Source organism: Aliiglaciecola sp. LCG003 (assembly GCF_030316135.1).
Classification (GTDB): Bacteria; Pseudomonadota; Gammaproteobacteria; order Enterobacterales; family Alteromonadaceae; genus Aliiglaciecola.
Genome location: NZ_CP128185.1, coordinates 102,365 through 118,841, shown reverse-complemented (window position 1 = coordinate 118,841; position 16,477 = coordinate 102,365). Strand labels below are relative to the sequence as shown.

The window sequence follows — 16,477 nt, the reverse complement described above, 5'->3', positions numbered from 1 at the left end:
GTGATTATTATTTCGACCATTTTGTTGTGACCGTTCTCTTATGACTGTTTTATTATGACCAATACAGCCGCATCGGATTGTCCACTAGCAATTTATGTTGTAATTCGGCGGTCGGGGCAATCAATGGGATCATATCAACCAATTGACCATCATCTGGCATATGCGTTTTCATGTTAGGGTGGGGCCAATCCGTACCCCACAATACGCGCTCAGAAAACTGCTCGACTACAGTGCGTGCAAAAGGCACTACATCAACATAATGTTTGGAGGGTCCTAACAGTGACAAACGTTCTGGACAGCTAACCTTCGACCAAAAATTCTCATTATCGCTCATCAATTTCAAAAACAAGCCAAATTCAGGACCATCAATAGATTTAGAGACATCAGGGCGGCCCATATGATCCACCACAACAGTAGTAGGCAAACTGATAAAAAAGTCGTATAACTCGGGCAGCTCCTGACCCTCAAAATAAATGACTATATGCCAATCCAGCTCTTTAATTCGACTCGCAATGCGCTTGAGTGAGTCAAAAGGTAAGGCATCAACTAGTCGTTTTACAAAGTTAAAACGTACACCGCGCACACCTGCTTGATGCAATGCTTCTAGTTCTGCGTCTGTAATCTTTTCATTTACCGTGGCAACGCCGCGGGCCAAACCTCTAGATGCCTGAAGTGCATCAACTAGCGCACTGTTGTCGGCACCATGACAGGTAGCCTGTACCACCACGTTCCGGCTAAAACCGAGGTAATCTCGTAAGGCCCATAACTGCGCTTTTGAGGCATCACAAGGGGTATATTTACGTTCAGGGGCAAAAGGAAATTCGTTACCTGGTCCAAATACATGGCAATGGGCATCTACAGCCCCTTGTGGAACAACAAATTTCGGCTTAGAGGGAGAAGGATGCCAATCTAACCAGTCGGCATCTTTGCTAAATTGTGTCATAGGCCCATTCCTATTAATTTTTTGTCCAGCCCCGGATAAACTCTACGGGCATTACCTGAATAAATTTTAGTACGGTCACTATCGGATAAATTAAGTGCATCGACATAACGCTTGGTATCATCGAAATAGTTACCGGTTTCGGGGTCTATGCCGCGCACCGCACCTATCATTTCTGAACCAAACAGGATATTTTCAATATCGATCACTTTAAATAGCAAATCAATGCCTGGTTGGTGGTACACACAGGTATCGAAATAGACGTTTTTCATCACATGTTCACGCAATGGCGGTTGTTTGAGCATATCCGCCAAACCACGATAACGGCCCCAGTGATATGGCACTGCACCGCCGCCATGCGGAATAATAAAACGTAAGTCTGGAAAATCTTTAAACAGGTTACCTTCCAAGAACTGCATAAAAGCAGTGGTATCGGCGTTCATATAGTGTGCGCCAGTAGCATGGAAATTGGGGTTACACGAACCAGAAACGTGGATCATCGCCGGAACATCCAATTCAACCATTTTTTCGTAAAATGGATACCAGCTTGGATCGGTTAAGGGTGCTGAATTCCAATGACCGCCAGAGGGATCAGGATTCAGGTTACACCCCACAAAGCCTTTTTCAGTGACACAACGCTCTAACTCTTCAATAGAGTTCTTAATGGGTACACCTACCGACTGGGGTAACTGACACACTCCGATAAAACGCTGTGGGTACAGTTCCACTACACGAGCAATTAAATCATTACAGGCGGAAGTCCATTGTTTGGACACCGCTTCATTACCCACATGATGGGCCATAGCAGACGCGCGGGGCGAGAAAATGGTCATATCTAAACCACGTTCATCCAACAGTTTTATCTGGTTCTTATCGATACTCTCGCGAATTTGCTCGTCACTAATATGTGGCACTTCAGGTAAGGCCTTACCTTCTTTATAAGCTTTAATTTGTGCTTCACGAAACAACTGTAAAGGTTCAGGTGCTGTGGTGTAATGTCCGTGGCAATCAATGATCATGGGGTGTTCCTCCTAATTGGGGATGCATGTCTAATGTTAGCATTTAACATAAACTATTGGCTGCCATTGCCTCACCGCGCATCAATAAACGGGCGGTACGCAACAAAGCGGCTCGATGAACTCGAAAGCTGGCAATATCGCTACTGCCACTCACTTCCATTTCTACATTAAATTGGCCTGTGGGATGCTCAACTACAATTTCAACACTACCGTCAGCATAATCTTGCTGGAGTAAGTCGTGAGCCACAGTGCCTTTTAATAAACAAGCAGTAGCGACACTCACTGAGCCCAATACCCCTATGGCGTCATGCACTCGGTGGGGAATAAAACTGCGAGTATTTAGCTGGCCGCCTTGTAATGGTTTAGAAATCAAGGTCATTTTGGGGACAGTTTTTTTGCTGACATCGCCCAAGTTCATTAACTTACCTGCAGCTAAACGTATAGCTTCAATTTGAGATTTTAGAGCGAAATTAGCTTCTAATTCGGCCGGGGATTCAGCACCCGTCAAACCAAAGTCGCTAGCCTGCATTAAGACAACTGGCATGCCATTATCAATGCAGGTAACAGCAAGGTTATTAATTACTTCTTGGCTATTTCCTGTTGGGAATAAGCTACCACAACTGGAACCCGCAATATCTAAAAAGTCGATCAGTACAGGCGCACTGCAACCTGGAACACCGTCAATTTTGGCGTCACCACAGTAATTTACTATGCCTTGTGGGGTTTGCACTCTAGCCACTGCGTTTGAGCCGGTATTGAGCATATGAATGCGCACATCAGTTACATCTTGGTTAGCAGTCACCAAACCTTGTTCAATGGCAAAGGGGCCGACGCCTGCGAGTATGTTGCCACAGTTCTGAGCATCACTCACCTGAGCTTTATCAACCACCACTTGTAAAAACAAATAGTCTATATCTGCGTCTGGCCGCTTCGATTTGCTCACGATTGCAACCTTGCTGGTCAATGGATGAGCACCACCTAATCCATCAATTTGCCGCTCGTCAGGTGAACCCATAAGGTTAAGCAACAGTTGATCACGCAAAGCGGGCTCCGAAGGCAAGTCGTCAGCTATAAAATACAAGCCTTTGGAGGTTCCGCCTCGCATAATGGAACAGGGAATAGGGCGTTGCATCTAGCCTTCCTCGCCCTGCTTAACATAGCGTAAGCCTTTTTCGGCTAAGCGCTCGCGCATTTTATATAGATCTAAACCCAAGACACCGCTGGCTAATATTTCGCGCTTATGTTCTTCATTAGCCACGCGCTTTTGTACACTTTCATCCACCGCATCAGCTTCTTCACGTTTGACTACCACAACGCCATCATCATCAGCGACAATAATATCACCGGGTCGGATATAAGCCCCAGCACACACAACGGGAACATTGACATTACCGACCGTTTCTTTCACTGCTCCTTGAGCAAAGATAGCTTTTGACCAGACTGGAAATTCCATCTCGGTTAAGGTGGCAACATCTCGTACGCCGCCATCAATGATCAAACCGAGAACGCCGCGCGCTTTTAATGAAGTCGCTAATAAGTCACCAAAAAAGCCATCTAAGCTGGGACTGGTAGGCGCAACGACAAGAATATCACCGGCTTGACATTGTTCGACCGCCACATGAATCATCCAGTTATCGCCCGGAGCAACCTCACAGGTAACCGCCGTTCCAGCAATACGTGCTGGGCGATATATTGGCCGCATGTAATCAGCCAACAAACCTTTTCGCCCTTGAGCTTCATGCACTGTAGCGACTTCAGCATCTTTAAATTTAGCCACCGTTTGGGGGCTCGGACGAGCAATATCAGTAATACATACAGCCATAATTCACCTCAATGTGTGTTTTCATAAATAGAGTATGCGCCAGCTCAAAGCATAAATATCTTTAGAAAGCTGTCATAGACTATTAATTTTTTCTATAATCAAAAAAATTAACTAGTTTCATTCTATACGAGATTGATAAATGCATATTAATACTCGCCACTTACTTTGTGCACTTAAAATCAAGGATTTTGGCACTTTAAGTCAAGCGGCAAGTCAAATCCACTTGACCCAGTCAGCTCTTACACAGGGTATTAATAAATTGGAGAGTGAACTCGGCTATTCTTTGTTTAGTCGTTCTCATGCTGGCATGCAGGCGACGGAAGTAGGCGAACTATTTTTAGCACGAATAAGCCGGGCCTTCGCTCACTTGTACGAGTTCGCTGCCATTTTGTTCACCAACGACAAAATTAAGCGGCAAAACTTTATTCGTTCCATCACCAGTCGCCAACTCACAGCGCTTATCAATATTGTTGAATTACAAAGCTATACCGCAGCAGCACTACATTTAGGTTTAACCCAGCCGACCCTGCACCGCACTATTAAGGATCTCGAGCAATTCTGTGAGCAGGTGCTATTGCAACGCTCACCTAGCGGCGTTGAACCTACTTGGCGCGCCAAGCAACTGCGCCGCTATGCCAGTTTATTTTTTGCCGAGTTGCAACAAGGCATAGAAGAGATGCAAGAATTTAATGGTAAGCGCAATGGCTCATTGCGGGTCGGCAGCTTGCCGTTAGCTCGAACTGAAATCGTACCTCTATCTGTATTGCAGTTAAATGATGAATTCCCAGATGCGAGTATTTCTATCGTTGATGGTCCTTACGGGGAGCAGTTCAATAGTCTGCTGCATGGCCAACTCGATCTTATCGTTGGCGCCCTTCGTCCACCATTGCCTAGCCAGGATATAGTTCAACGCCCTCTGTTTCAGGATCAGTTGAATATTGTGGTTAAGGCCAATCACGCACTGGCGACACGTCAAACTATTTCAGCTGCTGAATTACAAGAACTCAATTGGGTGGCGCCAGCTAAAGGCACACCTGCGCGGAATGTATTTAGCCAAATCTTTGCTAGTCACGGTCTAGCGCCACCTTCACACGTGATTGAATGCAGCTCGTTGGTTGCGGTGCGAGGAATACTGCTGAACAGCGAGCGAGCCGCCCTTTTAACTGCCAGACAAGTAGAAATTGAAGTACGGGCTGGCTTATTGGCGGTTTGCCCTATGACCTTGCCAGACACCTATCGGCAGATAGGGTTGACTATGCGTAGAACGTGGCACCCAACTCAAATGCAAAGCCGTTTTTTGACGATTATTGAACAATTAGCACAAACTAAATAATCGAAAGTTGATTTAATTAATATTCCCTTGTTGACGAAATGCTCCCGCAGTTACACCAACCATTTGTTTAAAAAAACGACTGAAATAAGCCGGATCACTAAATCCCAGAACTTCTGAAATTTCCTCCACGCTTTGTTGGGTATAAATCAAACGTCGCTTGGCTTCAATCACCAACCGTTGATGAATAATGGCTTTGGGAGAGTTATTCAACAAGGTTTGGCACAGCCGATTGAGTTTAGAAATCGATATATGCAGTTGTTGGGCGTAATCTTTAACCGCTAAATGCTGTTGATAGTGTTGTTCGATTAAGGCGCGAAATTTCAGTAGCACAGATGACTCTCGACTGGCACTACTGAGTGTCATGGCTTGTAAACGTTGTTGCCGCAATACCGTGACCAAAATCAATTGAACCAAATGATCTACCGCCAAATTTTGCGCCAGCTCGTCGGCACTTAGTTCATGCTTTAACAGCCGAATATAGTGACAAAAACGCTCAATTTGTTGGCTGTCTTTGAATTCCAGAGCTTGCGGTTTCCAAACCAACTCTGCTAATCCCCTTGCCGAATAGCTCTCATCATTACTACCTAGCAAGGAGTCATTTAGTGACAATACAAAACCTTGAGTATTTGACGCAAAGTGAAAGCCATGTACCACGCCAGCTGGGATCAACACTAACCAGTTGCCATTTAATCTATAGTGTTGATCGTCTAACTCAACCGTCCACTGGCCATCAAATACCGCGATGATCTGCGATAACCGATTATGCCGATGAGGGGCAATTTCCCAGCCAAGGCCACGACTTCTGGTGGCGATATCTTCCACGTGGGCCACATTTGGCTCTTGGCGAATAAAGGCTTCACCATAGAGATCGTAAAATGGAATGGCGTTCTCTGTCATCCATTACTCCCAGCTATTTATATTTAACCATTCGTTAACATGACGCAAAAGTACAATAATATAACGCGGATGTGAATTCATAAATCCATTTAAATTGAGCATTATTAGACCATAAACTAAAGTAACAGGGGTTAAAAATGCAATCACTCAAAACCAAGGTCGCCATTATCGGCGCGGGCCCATCGGGTTTGTTACTCGGTCAACTGCTCGCCAAACAGGGCATCGACAATATCATCATCGAACGTGTATCGGCCGATTATGTAGCCAGTCGCATCCGCGCTGGCATCTTAGAGCAAGGCACAGTGGACTTATTAGAGGAAGCTGGTGTATCAGAACGCATGCATGCCGAAGGTCATGTGCATACGGGCTTTGAAATTGCCCATTTTGGTAAACGCTACCGAATTGATTTGGACAAATACACAGGTGGTAAAAGTGTAATGTGTTATGGCCAAACAGAGATCACCCAAGATTTAATGGCGGCCAGAAGTGAAAAAGCTTTGGTAACCTATTACGAATCATCCAATGTGGTGCTCAATGACGCCAAAACCGATAACCCCTTTGTTACCTTTGAGCAAGATGGCCAACAATACAAATTAGAATGCGACTATATAGCGGGTTGTGACGGATTTCATGGCGTCTCCCGTCAAACTATCCCTAAAGAGCAGCGAACTGAATTTGAACGTGTCTATCCCTTTGGCTGGTTGGGCGTTTTGAGCGATACCCCTCCGGTCCACGATGAGTTAATTTACGCCAAACATGAGCGAGGCTTCGCTTTAGCAAGTATGCGCTCACCAACTCGTTCCCGTTATTATATACAGGTACCAACCACCGAGAAAGTTGAAAACTGGAGTGACGATGCCTTTTGGGATGAGCTGAAAAAACGTTTACCTGGCGAGGTTGCAGAGCGGCTAGTGACTGGTCCCAGCATTGAAAAAAGCATCGCACCTCTGCGCAGTTTTGTCTGTGAACCCATGCAATACGGTCGCCTGTATTTGGTTGGCGATGCGGCGCATATCGTGCCTCCAACAGGAGCGAAAGGGTTAAACTTAGCAGCCTCAGATGTAGGTCTACTGTATAAACTGTTGTGCAAATGTTATCAGCAAAATCAGCCACAGGCGATGCAAAGCTATTCTGAACTCGCTCTTAAGCGGGTTTGGCAAACCGAGCGATTCTCTTGGTGGATGTCAAATATGTTACACGACTACCGTGATGATAAAACCTCTGCAACTGACGGGCTCACCTTTGAACGCTTTATGAACGCAGAACTAGAATTTTATATGTCCAGAGATGATGGACTGCGAATTATCGCCGAACAATATGTTGGTTTACCCCATCCACTAGTTTGATCTAGCTTTACCTGTGTACTAACTATGTTCGACCTTTACGACAAAGGCGAACATAGTTTATTTCCTGTCATTTTTTTAAAGCGACATTGCTTTAACAATAGATTATTCAATTACCAGTTATAGAGCGTACCGTCCTCTAAGCGATTAACCGGTAAATAGGCCCGTTGATAAGGGTATTTTGCTGCCAGCGTCTCATCTATATCAACACCATGCCCTGGCTTTTCACCGGCTAACATAAAACCCTTATCAAATCGGTGATCATGTGGGAAAACCTCATTGGTTTGATCGGTCTGACGCATGTATTCTTGTATCCCAAAATTGGGCACCCAAGTGTCAAAATGCACCGCAGCCCCCATAGTTACTGGGCTCAAGTCGGTAGCGCCATGAAAGCCGGTGCGTACATGATACAGCTCAGCTAAATGCGCAATACGACGCAAATGGGAAATGCCACCAGCATGCACTATGGTTGTGCGAATGTAATCTATCAACTGCTCACTTATTAGCTGATGACAGTCATGAATTGAGGAAAACACTTCGCCCACAGCAATTGGCGTGGTGGTGTGTTGACGAAACAGTCTGATGTAACTCCGCAGGCACTGCATCTTCCAACCAAAACAGTTTATAGGGCTCTAATGATTTGCCTAATTGTGCCGCTTCAATGGGCGTACAACGATGGTGCGCATCATGCAATAGGTGGTGATCATAGCCATAGGTGGTGATCATAGCCATAGGTATCGCGCAGCGTTTCAAATAACTTGGGAATGCTGTTCAAATACTTGCTTGTCGACCAAACATTCTCAGTAGGTAAGTTTCCATCGGCTGGCTCATAGAACATTTTGTCTTTAGAAACCCCGTAGGTACTAGCCAGGCCAGGCACACCAGTTTGCGCCCGTATAGCCTTGTAACCCATATCGATAAAACGCCCAACCTCATCTACTGTCTCTTCAACCGTGGCTCCATTAGCGTGACCGTAAACCATAACACCGTCACGACTTCGCCCACCTAGCAGTTGATACAGTGGCATGTTGGCCGCTTTCGCTTTAATATCCCAAAGTGCCACGTCTACGGCAGCAATAGCAGTCATTCCAACCGGACCACGACGCCAATACGCACCACGATAGAAAAACTGCCACAAGTCTTCGATGCGACTCGCATCCTTGCCTATTAAACACGGAACCAAGTGATCCTCTAAGTAACTGGCCACTGCTAACTCGCGACCGTTTAGCGTGGCATCACCTATCCCATAAATCCCCTCATCTGTGGTGATTTTTAGGGTCACAAAGTTGCGGCTTGGACAAGTTACAATAACCTTAGCATCGACTATTTTCATTTAAATTACCTTATTGACGTTACCTGCGCCTTCTGCGACAACAGCAACGGGAACCCATGATCACAAAAACCTACATAGCAGCAGGTTTTTAATATCCTTACATTTAACCTACTGTGAAAGCTTTCGTTCAAATGGAATAGCAGGTAAACCTGCACCATTGTAGAGATTGGCGGCTATTGGATTGTCTTCCCAAGCATAACGGACATAAACCGCGTCGCTATCGAGGGGATTACTTAGCAGCACCTTATTGCCGATGATTTTCGCATCGGCCCAAACAAACTTTCTGTCATGTAAGGCAACTGAAAAGCCCTTCAAGACTGATGATGAGTGCAAGCCACCAGCAGTATGCTTGAATATTAATTCTATCTGAGTAGCATTTTGCTTAACGTGAGAAAGCTCAGGCCCGGAATACGTTATGTCTTGTGCATAAGCATACTTTTGCGCCAACAGGGCGAGTCGCTGACCCACCGTTTGTTTATCCAACGGATGGATGTCATTCCATTCTCCCACATCATAGGTGAGGGCCAAACCGACCCTGTTTAGCCGCTTGGAAGCTTGATATTGCTCATAGCGCAATTCTGCCCAGTTACTCTCAACCGGCACATCTGATGGCGGCATAAAGTTAGCCAATTGCACAATCAAAAAGGGTAAATCTGTTTGCTCCCATCTTGCTCGCCAATCCTTGATCATGCTGACTAACTTGTCAGCATAGCCATTAGGTTCGCCAGTATTAGATTCACCTTGGTACCAGATAACACCCGCTATTGAATGATTGGTGGCTGGTGCAATCATCGCATTGAACAATCCTGTGGGTTTATAATGAATAAAATCCCAGCCCTTATCTGCTGTGCTTTGAAAACCTACGCGGAAACGCCATTGGCCGTTTAATTCATGTCTTTTTTGACTGGTTTGCAAGTAATAGGGTTTGTCAGGCACCAAGCCGATTTTATTCAGATGGCTGGTTAAACGAATAGTAATGGTGTTTTCACCCGCTTTTAATAGACCCGCTGGAACAGTATAGATCCGCGGCGGGTACTGATAACCCGTAGTGCCCACTTGTACGCCATTTATAAAGGTGGTGTCAGCGTCTACCATAGCACCGAGTCGTAACTTGGCATCTTCGTTCAATTCTTGTGGCCCAAGCGTTATGGTCTTCCTAAACCACATAGAACCATTAAATGAACTACTATTCCCATCGGCCACTAATCTGGGTAATTGAATGCTTTGCCAGCCGTTTATATCGAGATTGTCTGCATACCAAGTGGGAGTTTCATTCAGGCCTGGATCATTAAGATTCAATTCGGCGAACCACTTATCTAGCCTTTTTTTATCCGTATTCTGAATTTGCTCGATAAAAGCATCATCTTTAAATTGATTAGCATATTGCAAAATATCTGGGTAGTCCTGCAATATCCTTGAGCTCATCCAAGCTTCAATTGGAGATCCACCCACGCTGGCATTGATTATCCCGATAGGCACCTTGGTTTTATGGTAAAGGTCTTGTGCAAAGAACCAGGCTACAGCGGAAAAATCAGCCAGCGTATTAGCACTGGCAATTGACCACTGGCCTTGTGGATACTGATTCAATTCCTGATTAAAATCATAGGCTCGTTGCACTTTAAATTGTCTGACGTTGGCGAATGATTGGGCTTTCAAAATATCAGGATATTTTTCTAATACCCGTCTAATAGGCAATTCCATATTAGATTGCCCTGATGCTAACCATAGATCACCAAAGGCCACTCCCGTTAAGGTGATTAGGTTTTCACCTTTAAAATGAATAGATTGGTTACTAGCGGCAGCTTGGGCGGGAAACGTCACCGACCAATGACCTTTACTATCAGCGACTGTGTGACGTTCTAGTTGAGCAATGCGCACTGTTACAGCTTCCCCAGAAGCGGCGTTACCGGATAGACTAAAAGGGCGGTTACGTTGAATTAGAAGATTGTTTGAATAGTAAGGCGACAAACTAATATCGGCATAAGCCCGCTCCAATACTGTCAACTGCAGCAATGCGCTCAACAATACAAAAAGTAACACCTTGTACATCGCCTACTTCCTTAATCATTTTTAGACTTATGTTACTCACTATAACGGCACTACAAAGTGGGTAAATGTATAAAATTGATTTAAGTATCACTTTTTTTAGTTTTTTGGATGAAGCTAACTTTTTTGCAGAAACGGTTAATTACGAGCCCGCACTATTCTCAATAACAGATAGGCGCTCGATTAACTGTGGCTCAAAAACATGTTGTATGTCAGCGCAAGATTCTTTGTAGATATTTTTAATGATCCACTTAGCTGCCATTTGTCCCATCTCTAACACAGGGTTATCGATTGTGGTCAATTTAGGAAACATATGTTTGGCAAATAACACGTCATCAAAGCCAATCACCGACAGATCATCTGGCAGGATTAACCCCTCTTCCCTGGCATAACTCATTGCTCCCGATGCCATTTCATCGTTTGAACAGGCCAGTGCTGAAAAATGCCGACCCGTACTCAGTAAATAACTCATGCCATCCCGGCCACTATTTTCCAAATAATCACCGCGATAAAACAATTCTTCGTCGAATGGCACGGCGTATTCTTGCAACGCTCGTTTGTGACCCTGTAAGCGTTGCCTGGCATCTTTTTTGAATTCTGGCCCACTGATATAGGCTATTTCTTTATGACCTTTATCGAGCAGCGTTTTAGCCGCTAAATACCCACCTACCTCGTTATTGACGATAAAGCACTGATCTTCCATGCCTTCGACAATGCGGTTGATCAGCAAAATTGGCAGTTTTTTATTATTTAATTGCAAAATATATTCATCAGATACTGCTTCTGAGTGAATAATCAAGGCGTCACACTGGCGACTGATCAAGAAATCTATACCGGCTTTTTCAGTGGACTCCTCATCATGACCAGCGGAGATGATGACTTGTTTTCCAGCAGCACGTAGCTCAGTTTCGACACCACTCATCATCTCACCAAAGAAAGCACTGTCCAAATTGGATACTAACAGACCAACACTATTGGCTTTGCTAGATGCCAAAGAACGGGCAAAATTATTTGGCACATAACCAAGCTCAAGCATGGCTTGTTCGACTTTATGCCGCGTGTTGTCTTTTACTTTTGCCTGCCCATTCATCACTCTAGACACTGTGGCAAGTGACACCCCGGCGAGTTTGGCAACCTCATAAATGGTGGTCATAAAAACTTACTGCTAGTTACTTTTCGTTAATGGTATCAAGCTTTTGCCCTTCTTAGCATTAATTCATCGGTCATACGTTGCTGTTGTTTATCCGTAATAGGGTAGAACAACATTAAAACCGCCGCTGCGATACCAAAGGCTGCGGGTATCCAACTCATGAGTAACTTGATGCCAGGCAATGTATCGGCCACCGAAGAAGGATCCATACCGTCATAGCCGTAGCTTGCCAACACTATCAAAACTAACGCGCCGGCAAAACCACCCCCGGTTTTTTGAACGAATGTGCCCGCTGAATAAACTAATCCTGTCGCCCTACGACCGTTCTTCCACTCTGAATAGTCAGCAGAATCGCCAAGTAGGGAGAAAAATAATGTTGGGAAAATAGCGGCAAAGAACTCAGCTCCACATCCCAACACAAAGACCATAGTTACATTGCCTTGAGGCACCCAATACATACAAATCGTCAGCGCACTACCGATAATCAGCGAGCCAATAAATAACCATCGTCTGCCAAATATACGGGCTAAATAAGAAGTGCTTAGCGCGCCGAAAATTGACACTACCAGCAAGGCAATAAAGAATTGCCCGGTCATCAATTCATCACCCACAATATATTTAAAGTAATAGGCAATGACGCCGTATTTAATCCCGTTGAACATCATGGTTAAGAAACCCATGCCCAGCAAAATCAACCAAGGTTTGTTGGTGATTAAATCAATCATGTCTTGCTGTGTCGCGCTAATTTTATCTCTTGGGCGTTTAAGTAAGTATTGTATTGCGTACCACATTGCCGTCATAACTAGCACGAAAATTATCGCGGTAGTTAGATTACGGAAATAGAAAAATAAGGTAATTGCCATTAACGGCAACAGGATAAAGGGTAGGTTTTTGGTCAGATCCCACAGGTCGGCTTTTAATCCAGCAGAGTTGCTGACCACAGGCTTGAGCCGTTCTTTAGTGGTGGTGAAGGTGATCACCATGAGCACCACCAACACAGCGGCAAATAAATACATGGTATATTGGTAGCCCATGGCGTTATCGCCTTGACCAAATAAATTCACAAAGTATGGCAAGAAACCCATCACCAATAAGCCACCCATAAAGGCCCCAGCGAAGCGAAATGCAGACAGGCTAGTGCGTTCTACATCAGACTCCGTCATAACCCCCATCAAGGCCGAATAAGGCACATTATTTAAGGTGTAACATAAAGTCAGGCCAATGTAGGTGATATAGGCATATATCAGTTTATTCTGTGCGGACCAATCTGGTGTGGTGAAGCACAGGATCATAAACAGGCCCAATAGAGGCGTTGAGAATAAGATCCAAGGTCTAAACTTACCCCAGCGTGATTCAGTCCGGTCGGCAATCATGCCCATAATAATATCGGTGATACCATCAGAAAGCCTAACAACTAGAAACAGCAATGCTGCCGCTGCGGCAGTAAGACCAAACACGTCGGTGTAGAATACCGCTAAATAAGCAAGCGCCCCGCGCCAAACTAAATTCGCGGCGGCATCGCCCATGGCATAACCGATTTTTTCGTAAAGGGGCAGCTTGAGAGTTTGAGTTGACATAATAATGCTATCTAACGTTGAGTGATCAAGTTTTTATACGCCAAGCCACTTAGCTTAACCGTCCTTTTTTGAGTGGCATAATCTACGTAAACTATACCAAAGCGCTTTTCATAGCCTTCTGCCCATTCAAAATTATCCATCAGACTCCACGCGAAATAACCGACTAGGTTTACTCCTTGTATCTTAGCTTGATGCAAGGCATTTAAATGATCATTGTAATACTTTACGCGGTCTTCATCGTTAACTTGATTATCGGCCAACTTGTCATCCATGGCCGCACCATTTTCAGTAATATAGATTGGCGGCAAGGAGTAGCGTTTATCCAAAGACACTAATAATTCCGTTAATGCTTGCGGATAAATCTCCCAACCCATCTCAGTGGTGGCGACATTGGTAGGTTGGATTTCATCAAACCAGCCTTTGCCATCTGCACGATAGCGTAATCTGGTATAGAAATTCACGCCTAAATAATCGAGTGGCTGACTGATCACAGCCATGTCTCCAGGCAAAATGTCAGGTCGATTGTTAATATCTAATTGTTCAATCACATCTGGATAAGTGCCTTCCATTACCGGCTGCATATACCACTGATTGATATATTCATCGGCTTGGCGGGTTGCGGTTTTATCCGCCGCTGAATCTGACTCAGGGTAACAGGGGGTGAAGTTTAAAACGATACCATACAAGCTATCAGGCGTGACCTTTCGCATCGCCTGCATGGCCAATCCATGTCCGAGTAACAGATGATGAGCAGCTTTTCTACCATTAGCCTGTCCAGTTAAGCCCGGCGCGTGGACACCGATTTCATAACCTAGGTAAGCAGAGCAAAAGGGCTCGTTTAACGTTGCATAAGCATGCACTTTATTGCCCAGCGCCCGACACACCATTTCTGCGTAATCACGGAAATGATAAGCCGTATCTCTGTTTAGCCATCCACCATTATCTTCTAGATATTGAGGCAAATCCCAATGATAGAGAGTCACAAACGGCTTAATTCCACGACCATTTAATTCATCAACCAAATCCACATAAAACTGCATACCTTCCTTATTTAAGGAACCATCTTTATGTACAACACGGGGCCAAGAAATCGAAAAACGATACGCATCCACGCCAAGGGAGTCGATTAGAGCAATATCATCTCGCCAACGTTTAACATGTTCGCAAGCGATTAAGCCATTTGAATTGTCTGCGATCTTTCCGGGGGTTTCACAAAACGTATCCCATATAGATTTAAGGCGTCCTTGTGGGGCTCCTTCAATTTGGAAGGACGATGTCGCCACGCCGTAAACAAATTCTTTGCTTAGTATGGGGGATTTAGTGGGTAAGGTTAAAATATTCATTATGTGGATTTATGACTACTTTTTTAAAGGGTTGATGATTTAATGCAGCGTGATAACACGCGACAAATCAGTAGCACCCACCAAATGTAAGCGCTTACATAATGAGATTAGTTGGAATAGCGGCAAAAATCAATTCCTACTGTTAAAAAATTGTAAAGTTATTACCTTGCAGGCCAAAAATGGCTGAAAGGATTCTATTGCGCACAATATTTGGCGATAAATTGACTATGGCTCGGAAGTTGTTCTAGGCCTTTGCTGATTGAATTTTCAATGCCTTGTAAGAATCGCTGTAATTCCCCCACAGGCATTGCTGTAACACTGGGATGAAATTGCTTCGGCATGATCCCTTGACCTAGCATAACCTGGGTCCAAGAATCGACTCTAAATAATTCCCCATCGGCCTGAAAAGCATGAGCATGTTCGCTGAACAGTTTGATCCTATGGGCCAAACTCGCGGGAATATCCATGTTCTTACAATATTGCCAAAAGGGACTGTCTTGCCTTTGGGTGACATGATAATGCAGGATAATAAAGTCGCGAATTTTTTCAATCTCGTCTTTCGCCTGTTGGTTGTATTCATCAATAACTGAGTCGGAGATTTCACCGTTGGGGAACAGTCGTAAAAAACGCACTATTCCCATCATGATCAAATGAATACTGGTGGATTCCAGTGGCTCAACAAAGCCGCTTGATAAGCCTAATGCTAAACAGTTTTTATTCCAGTGCTTACGACGTTGTCCAGTGCGAAATTTGATCACTCTAGGCTCAGTTAACATTTTACCTTCAATGTTGTTTAGCAAGGTGTTCTTAGCCTCTTCATCAGTCAGATATTGACTACAATACACTAAGCCGTTGCCAACACGATGCTGCAACGGGATCCGCCATTGCCAGCCACTATCATGAGCAATCGAACGGGTAATGGGTCTAGGCTCGGCTACCGATTCAGTTTGCACAGCAATCGCCCGGTCACAAGGTAGCCAGTGAGACCAATCTTCATAGCCGGTATTTAAGCTTTGTTCAATTAGCAAGCCTCTGAAGCCAGTGCAATCAATGAAAAAATCCCCTTCAACCAGCTCACCAGATTCCAGTTCTAAACTGCTAATGTGACCACTAGTGGGATCTTTATTCACTTGGGAGATTTTGCCTTCAATACGCTTAACACCCCGCGACTCACTGTAATCGCGCAGAAAAGTCGCGTAACGACTGGAATCTAGATGATAAGCATAATTCACATTCGCATTGTCTGATGTGGCAAATTTATCAACTTTGGCTGCTTCTAGTTCGAAGCAATATTTACCAAACTCTTTGGCTATGCCCTGCTCTTTTGCGTATAGCCAAAAATGATGAAAAGGCGCAATGAAGCTTTCTTTACCGGTCATACCGAAGGAATGAATATAGCTATCGTTACGCTGGCCCCAATTTTCAAATTGAATGCCTAATTTGAAAGTTGCAGAGGTGGCACGCATAAACTCACGCTCGTCAATACCCAACAACTTATGAAAAACCCGCATGGGTGGGATTGTGGCTTCGCCCACGCCCACAGTGCCAATCTCTTCAGATTCCACTAGCGTGACTTTGACCACTGAGCCCATTTGCTTTGCCAGCGCGGCTGCGGCAATCCAACCTGCACTGCCCCCTCCGGCGATAACAATATTTTTAATGGTTTTATTCACA

Annotated in this window: 15 protein-coding genes; 2 read left to right on the top strand and 13 right to left on the bottom strand. The window is 44.7% G+C overall.

Annotated elements, in window-relative coordinates; translation table 11 throughout:
• Window positions 1-52: 52 nt before the first annotated feature.
• From QR722_RS00520 to QR722_RS00505, 4 genes are read right to left on the bottom strand one after another with little or no spacing between them, the layout of a single operon-like run.
• A complete protein-coding gene (locus tag QR722_RS00520) occupies window positions 53-943 on the bottom strand; it encodes an amidohydrolase family protein (RefSeq protein WP_286284792.1) in 891 nt (296 codons plus the stop codon).
• Window positions 940-1,959: an amidohydrolase family protein gene (locus QR722_RS00515; protein ID WP_286284791.1), complete on the bottom strand. Its 1,020-nt coding sequence runs from the start codon at window positions 1,957-1,959 to the stop codon at window positions 940-942. The genes QR722_RS00520 and QR722_RS00515 overlap by 4 nt, the downstream gene beginning before the upstream one ends.
• A gap of 43 nt (window positions 1,960-2,002) precedes the next feature.
• A complete protein-coding gene (locus QR722_RS00510) occupies window positions 2,003-3,091 on the bottom strand; it encodes a 4-oxalomesaconate tautomerase (protein ID WP_286284790.1) in 1,089 nt (362 codons plus the stop codon).
• Window positions 3,092-3,781, bottom strand: a complete 690-nt coding sequence (locus tag QR722_RS00505; protein WP_286284789.1) for a 4-carboxy-4-hydroxy-2-oxoadipate aldolase/oxaloacetate decarboxylase — start codon at window positions 3,779-3,781, stop codon at window positions 3,092-3,094.
• Between the two features lie 139 nt (window positions 3,782-3,920).
• On the opposite strand from QR722_RS00505, the gene QR722_RS00500 reads away from it, so the two are divergent.
• Window positions 3,921-5,114, top strand: coding sequence for a LysR family transcriptional regulator (locus QR722_RS00500; RefSeq protein ID WP_286284788.1), 1,194 nt, complete (start codon window positions 3,921-3,923; stop codon window positions 5,112-5,114).
• Window positions 5,115-5,126: 12 nt separating this feature from the next.
• Here the strand turns inward: QR722_RS00500 and QR722_RS00495 are convergent, their stop codons facing one another.
• Window positions 5,127-6,011, bottom strand: coding sequence for a helix-turn-helix domain-containing protein (locus tag QR722_RS00495; protein ID WP_286284787.1), 885 nt, complete (start codon window positions 6,009-6,011; stop codon window positions 5,127-5,129).
• A 137-nt stretch (window positions 6,012-6,148) separates the two neighbouring features.
• Here QR722_RS00495 and pobA point away from each other — a divergent pair, with 137 nt between their 5' ends.
• A complete protein-coding gene (gene pobA, locus QR722_RS00490) occupies window positions 6,149-7,357 on the top strand; it encodes a 4-hydroxybenzoate 3-monooxygenase (RefSeq protein WP_286284786.1) in 1,209 nt (402 codons plus the stop codon).
• Between the two features lie 110 nt (window positions 7,358-7,467).
• On the opposite strand, the gene QR722_RS00485 is transcribed toward pobA, so the two are convergent.
• The 8 genes from QR722_RS00485 to QR722_RS00455 all read right to left on the bottom strand — a co-directional run bounded on the left by QR722_RS00485 (window position 7,468) and on the right by QR722_RS00455 (window position 16,476).
• A complete protein-coding gene (locus QR722_RS00485) occupies window positions 7,468-7,959 on the bottom strand; it encodes an enolase C-terminal domain-like protein (protein WP_286284785.1) in 492 nt (163 codons plus the stop codon).
• A complete protein-coding gene (locus tag QR722_RS19360; protein WP_353506904.1) occupies window positions 7,871-8,080 on the bottom strand; it encodes an enolase C-terminal domain-like protein in 210 nt (69 codons plus the stop codon). Before QR722_RS19360 ends, QR722_RS00485 begins: the two co-directional genes overlap by 89 nt.
• Window positions 8,058-8,687 carry an enolase-like domain-containing protein gene (locus QR722_RS00480; RefSeq protein WP_286284784.1) on the bottom strand — a complete coding sequence of 210 codons (630 nt, stop codon included), beginning with the start codon at window positions 8,685-8,687 and terminating at the stop codon, window positions 8,058-8,060. The genes QR722_RS19360 and QR722_RS00480 overlap by 23 nt, the downstream gene beginning before the upstream one ends.
• 108 nt (window positions 8,688-8,795) lie before the next feature.
• A complete protein-coding gene (locus tag QR722_RS00475; RefSeq protein ID WP_286284783.1) occupies window positions 8,796-10,736 on the bottom strand; it encodes a sialate O-acetylesterase in 1,941 nt (646 codons plus the stop codon).
• Window positions 10,737-10,875: 139 nt separating this feature from the next.
• Window positions 10,876-11,886, bottom strand: a complete 1,011-nt coding sequence (locus QR722_RS00470) for a LacI family DNA-binding transcriptional regulator (RefSeq protein ID WP_286284782.1) — start codon at window positions 11,884-11,886, stop codon at window positions 10,876-10,878.
• A gap of 35 nt (window positions 11,887-11,921) precedes the next feature.
• Window positions 11,922-13,460: an MFS transporter gene (locus QR722_RS00465; RefSeq protein ID WP_286284780.1), complete on the bottom strand. Its 1,539-nt coding sequence runs from the start codon at window positions 13,458-13,460 to the stop codon at window positions 11,922-11,924.
• Between the two features lie 11 nt (window positions 13,461-13,471).
• Window positions 13,472-14,803 carry a GH1 family beta-glucosidase gene (locus QR722_RS00460; RefSeq protein WP_286284779.1) on the bottom strand — a complete coding sequence of 444 codons (1,332 nt, stop codon included), beginning with the start codon at window positions 14,801-14,803 and terminating at the stop codon, window positions 13,472-13,474.
• 194 nt (window positions 14,804-14,997) lie between these two features.
• On the bottom strand, window positions 14,998-16,476 hold the full coding sequence (locus QR722_RS00455; RefSeq protein WP_286284778.1) for a tryptophan halogenase family protein: 1,479 nt from the start codon (window positions 16,474-16,476) through the stop codon (window positions 14,998-15,000).
• Window position 16,477: the final 1 nt, after the last annotated feature.

What these genes read in the sequence shown, in the direction of transcription:
- QR722_RS00505 (WP_286284789.1), bottom strand. Translation starts at nt 3,781, where the DNA reads ATGGCTGTATGTATTACTGATATTGCTCGTCCGAGCCCCCAAACGGTG.
- QR722_RS00480 (WP_286284784.1), bottom strand. Translation starts at nt 8,687, where the DNA reads ATGAAAATAGTCGATGCTAAGGTTATTGTAACTTGTCCAAGCCGCAAC.
- QR722_RS00515 (WP_286284791.1), bottom strand. Translation starts at nt 1,959, where the DNA reads ATGATCATTGATTGCCACGGACATTACACCACAGCACCTGAACCTTTA.
- QR722_RS00475 (WP_286284783.1), bottom strand. Translation starts at nt 10,736, where the DNA reads ATGTACAAGGTGTTACTTTTTGTATTGTTGAGCGCATTGCTGCAGTTG.
- QR722_RS00470 (WP_286284782.1), bottom strand. Translation starts at nt 11,886, where the DNA reads ATGACCACCATTTATGAGGTTGCCAAACTCGCCGGGGTGTCACTTGCC.
- QR722_RS19360 (WP_353506904.1), bottom strand. Translation starts at nt 8,080, where the DNA reads ATGATCACCACCTATGGCTATGATCACCACCTATTGCATGATGCGCAC.
- QR722_RS00485 (WP_286284785.1), bottom strand. Translation starts at nt 7,959, where the DNA reads ATGCAGTGCCTGCGGAGTTACATCAGACTGTTTCGTCAACACACCACC.
- QR722_RS00520 (WP_286284792.1), bottom strand. Translation starts at nt 943, where the DNA reads ATGACACAATTTAGCAAAGATGCCGACTGGTTAGATTGGCATCCTTCT.
- QR722_RS00500 (WP_286284788.1), top strand. Translation starts at nt 3,921, where the DNA reads ATGCATATTAATACTCGCCACTTACTTTGTGCACTTAAAATCAAGGAT.
- QR722_RS00460 (WP_286284779.1), bottom strand. Translation starts at nt 14,803, where the DNA reads ATGAATATTTTAACCTTACCCACTAAATCCCCCATACTAAGCAAAGAA.
- QR722_RS00510 (WP_286284790.1), bottom strand. Translation starts at nt 3,091, where the DNA reads ATGCAACGCCCTATTCCCTGTTCCATTATGCGAGGCGGAACCTCCAAA.
- pobA (WP_286284786.1), top strand. Translation starts at nt 6,149, where the DNA reads ATGCAATCACTCAAAACCAAGGTCGCCATTATCGGCGCGGGCCCATCG.
- QR722_RS00465 (WP_286284780.1), bottom strand. Translation starts at nt 13,460, where the DNA reads ATGTCAACTCAAACTCTCAAGCTGCCCCTTTACGAAAAAATCGGTTAT.
- QR722_RS00495 (WP_286284787.1), bottom strand. Translation starts at nt 6,011, where the DNA reads ATGACAGAGAACGCCATTCCATTTTACGATCTCTATGGTGAAGCCTTT.